The organism is Rhodovibrio sodomensis, assembly GCF_016583645.1.
GTDB lineage: Bacteria > Pseudomonadota > Alphaproteobacteria > Kiloniellales > Rhodovibrionaceae > Rhodovibrio > Rhodovibrio sodomensis.
On record NZ_NRRL01000247.1, the window covers coordinates 1 to 1,670 of the forward strand.

The following is a 1,670-nucleotide window of genomic DNA, read 5'->3' on the forward strand; positions in this document are numbered from 1 at the left end:
GCTCGGTCTCCCGCCGAGTTTGTGTCCCCGTCCGGCGGCCTCGCTTTCCTCCCCTCAAGCGGGGCCGCCACGCTTTCTTCGATCCCTTTTTTCGACCGGACGACATCTGACAGCAGCCGATGTATTGAGTCAGCCCCATAGCTGGTCAGGACTCAGAGCGGACCAATGGTCCAAAGCAATTCGGACTTATCACCCAAACAAAGGCTACTGGTTATGACGAGCCCCGGACAGATCGCATGCGCAATTCTTGAAGAGATATAAGAAGGAAGCGCCCGCGCCGGCCGAGAGGAGGCCGGCGCGGGCCTCGATCGGTCGTTTTGCCCTAGAAAACGCCAGCGAATATCAGAAGGCCGGCGCAGGATGCCGCGGCTCCCGTCATCCGCATAAGACGGTTGCTGCTGGTTGAGCCGAGCCGGGCAAGGCCGTATCCGGCCGTGATACCGGTGCCGTGCAGAAGAGCTGTCGCCATGACGAAGCCGAGCCCGTAAGCGGCACCCGAGGCAGCCGCTGGCATCTCCGCTCCATGTGCGTGTCCGTGAAATACAGCGAACACGCTCACGATCGCGACTGCCAACACGGCGGGCATCGCCCGGCCGCTCGCGACCATAGCACCCAGAACGACGACGGACAGGACGATCCCGAATTCGACCAGCGGCAGCGAGATCGCCGCGGCGCCGAGTGCGCCACCGACAACCATCATACCGACGAAGCTGGCCGGGACGAGCCAGGTTGCACGCCCGCCGATGTGAAACGCCAGCAGGCCGACCGTAACCATCGCCAGCACATGGTCGAGCCCGCCGATCGGATGCAGGAAGCCGGTCGGGAAGCCGCCTGCGGTCATCGCGCCTGTGTGCGCGGACGCGCTGCTGGCAGCCAGCGCCGTGGCCAGTAAAGCGATCAGGAATCTCATGCAATCTCCTTCCGGCGCCCACCGCGCCGTTGGTCTGGGGTATGTCGGTCGTTTCGCGGTCGGTCTCCTGGCTTAGGACGCTTCTACGCTCGCCTTCCCAGCTCGACGCCAGTGGCGTGATAAGCGCAGCATCGTCCAACACAGTGGCGGGGGCCGCACCGGGCTCGCACCGGTTTCCCGCTCGCAGTCGAACTGCGAACACCGCGCTTGACACGCTACAGTCGCCCGGCGATGTCGGGCAACCTTGGCGGAGATCTATTTACCCTGCGCAGGCCAGCGCTGGAGGAAAAAGCAAAAAAAATATGAACATAGCGAGATTCTGCGCGCCTTGATTGTAAACAAGCGCATAGGGCAAAATGAGATGACAGCAATAGAAGCGAATTTCTTACGAAATAAACGTGAATAGCGAGATCCTCTAGCTTAACAGAATAGGGTTATTCTGCGAGGTAGCGGTCCGGGCCCGACAGAACGTATCCGTTGCTGACCGCAGCACCCTGAAAACCGGCCGACACCGTCCCAAGCTGCGATCGGTGTGATGTCTCAGTAGTGCATGTAGCGAACCGCAGTGGTACAACGCCAGAAAGTGGGCCAGATGGAAGCTCCGGCCAACAACTGATTGCATCGGTCAGCGCTATGACAGTGTAGAGCAGGGACACCAGTTCCTGTGACAGCGCCCAGACCGAAAACATCGTGTGGATCGAGTAGTGTGTGCCGACAGCCGATCAAGATCAATAAAGCCTCTATTTATTACGAACTTTGA

1 protein-coding gene and 1 riboswitch are annotated in these 1,670 nt (G+C 60.2%); the gene reads right to left on the reverse strand.

The window, feature by feature from the left end; all coding sequences use genetic code 11:
- Window positions 1-322: 322 nt before the first annotated feature.
- Window positions 323-910 carry a HupE/UreJ family protein gene (locus tag CKO28_RS27485; RefSeq protein ID WP_200344693.1) on the reverse strand — a complete coding sequence of 196 codons (588 nt, stop codon included), beginning with the start codon at window positions 908-910 and terminating at the stop codon, window positions 323-325.
- 40 nt (window positions 911-950) lie between these two features.
- Window positions 951-1,130: riboswitch (cobalamin riboswitch) on the reverse strand.
- Window positions 1,131-1,670: the final 540 nt, after the last annotated feature.

Excerpts from the sequence above, each read along its gene's own strand:
- CKO28_RS27485 (WP_200344693.1), bottom strand. The coding sequence starts at position 910 with ATGAGATTCCTGATCGCTTTACTGGCCACGGCGCTGGCTGCCAGCAGC.